Below are 2116 nucleotides of genomic sequence, written 5' to 3'. Positions count from 1 at the left end.
TTTCTAGAATTTTAAGGAAGCTCATATTGATACTCGAAGCTTAAGGTAAAATGCCAAATTATTGAATTATAACTAATTTAAATTATCTAAATCAAATATTTTAAAAAGGCGAAATATGCCGATTGGGTAAAATCAACTAATTTATTGGGTGTTTTTACCTAATTGTATTGATTGTGAAGGTATTGCAATGAAGAACCTTCTTTTAGTGAACTAATGTTTGAATAAACATTAATTCTGAAGGTGAAAATATCTCTAGAGGTAAGAATGTAAAAATTTGAATCTTGTATCAATTTGCTTATCTCAGGTAATTCAAGAATTTCAGATGTAGATCCAAATACTGGACGGGACATCGTAAATATGTGGGTGGTGTGGTTTGACTTTTGGATGTATTGATGACGTATGATATTGATTGTTGTCATTACCTAACTTAAATTGTAAGAGTCTTCGATATGTTTCTTAGCCTTTTCTAGTTCATCTAAATTATTAATAATTATCTCGGTATCGCCAGTGCCATAATGACCAACCTCACTAACATCTCTCATGTTTTCGGAGGGGTCTTTAATTGATTTGAAGTCTTGTTTTAGATACAATTTTAAAGCCTTGCTTCGGGCTATTATTTCTAAGCACACGAAATTTCTTATTCGGGAATAGGCATAGTAATATTTGAGCTCCTTTTTCTGAACATCATCACCCAATGAAAAGATAAAATCTTCTAATTGTGTGATCATGTCAATTACAGATTGACCTGCTGATTCTCGATAATCTGCGATGCCTTTATATTTGGTTTGAGAAGTTGAGGATATCGATTCTTTTTGTTGAACAGTACTTGCAAGCTCAAATAGGACATATTGCTCTTCAAAAATTCGATAACGAATTAATTCGATATTGCGATTGATCTGACCTATAGCGTAATCATCATACTTTGTAAAATCACGTGCAATACATAACAATCTAGGGTTGGACCAATCAACCTCTATCGTTTTATCAAAGGTTTTAAAACAGATCATCTCAAAATCCGCTTTATGATCCATTAACCAATCTAGATAAAAAAGGCCTTGATTTATTACATTTTCTTTACTGTCTAATTTGTACTCAATTATGACGGGGCAATTATTTTCATCTATACCCAGGGTGTCAATTCTCCCTTTGTGTTTGTTCCCAGTACTGTACTCTGAGGCTAAAAATTTGATTCCAAAAAATACCTCAAGGTTGGTTTCACATAATTTTTGGATTTCTCTCTCTAATTTGAACTCGCTTGGTTGAATGGAATTCGCTTTTCCATTTGTGAATGAATAGAGCTTTAAATCCGCCATAGTTTATTATAATTTTATTCGTACTAAGATTTAACTAAATATGAACATTTTTATAGGATCAAACAACATCTGCTTAATGGAGGTTAATATCTTTTATCTGTACCGTTTAAAACCATTATGTTAGTCATTGATCTTAACCTACTTCTTACTCTGTTTCCATAAAGTTCTTCAATTTCTATTGCCGAAAGATTTGTTGTGAAGTGTGATTGCATTTGGTGGCCTATAAATAGATCATAGCGACTTAATATTACCTCTGCCATGATATTGAGTTTATTGCCGAAATGTGGTAATAAAGTTTCAACTCCTAAATCATCAAAGCAATATGCCCTTGGGATAACTTCAGATTCATTGGTACGGAATGATTGAGTAGTGTATTTGTGAATGGTTTTAATTCCTTGCTCTGCGAATTCATAAGCTATTTTACGAGTTGGCATCAAAACTAACTGCATGTGCGGAGGATGGATGTGCTTGAGGAGATTCATAAGAGTGGTTTTCCCGCAACCAATTGGACCAGTTAATAAGATTCCTTTGTGTAGTTTGATATTTAGCTTTTCGGCCTGTTTTTCATCTTGATAGAAATAGACAAATAGTTTGTAAATGGTTTCGTAATCCTCCTCGATAATTGTAAAGTGATGACCATAGATTTGGCGACCAAACTTTTGGAGGTAAGCGGAGACTTCGGAGAAGAGAAATTTTGAGGAGGGGAAGGTTTTGTCTAAGTGAGTAGACCCCCTCCGCCCTTTGGGTAACTCCCCCGAGGGACGCTCTTCGACTGGCTTAGGACTCGAATGTTTATAGTGGTT

At 34.3% G+C, this 2116-nt stretch carries 2 protein-coding genes; both read right to left on the bottom strand.

Annotated elements, in window-relative coordinates; genetic code table 11:
• Positions 1-422: 422 nt before the first annotated feature.
• Positions 423-1313 carry a DUF5655 domain-containing protein gene (locus tag E1140_RS02350; protein ID WP_155178638.1) on the bottom strand — a complete coding sequence of 297 codons (891 nt, stop codon included), beginning with the start codon at positions 1311-1313 and terminating at the stop codon, positions 423-425.
• An 83-nt stretch (positions 1314-1396) separates the two neighbouring features.
• On the bottom strand, positions 1397-2116 hold a 720-nt coding region (locus E1140_RS02345; RefSeq protein WP_155178636.1), incomplete at its 5' end, for an ATP-binding cassette domain-containing protein.

Source organism: Fulvivirga lutimaris, from assembly GCF_009711525.1.
GTDB classification, from domain to species: Bacteria; Bacteroidota; Bacteroidia; order Cytophagales; family Cyclobacteriaceae; genus Fulvivirga; species Fulvivirga lutimaris.
This window is presented reverse-complemented; position numbering and strand designations above follow the sequence as displayed.

Excerpts from the sequence above, each read along its gene's own strand:
- E1140_RS02350 (WP_155178638.1), bottom strand. The coding sequence starts at position 1,313 with ATGGCGGATTTAAAGCTCTATTCATTCACAAATGGAAAAGCGAATTCC.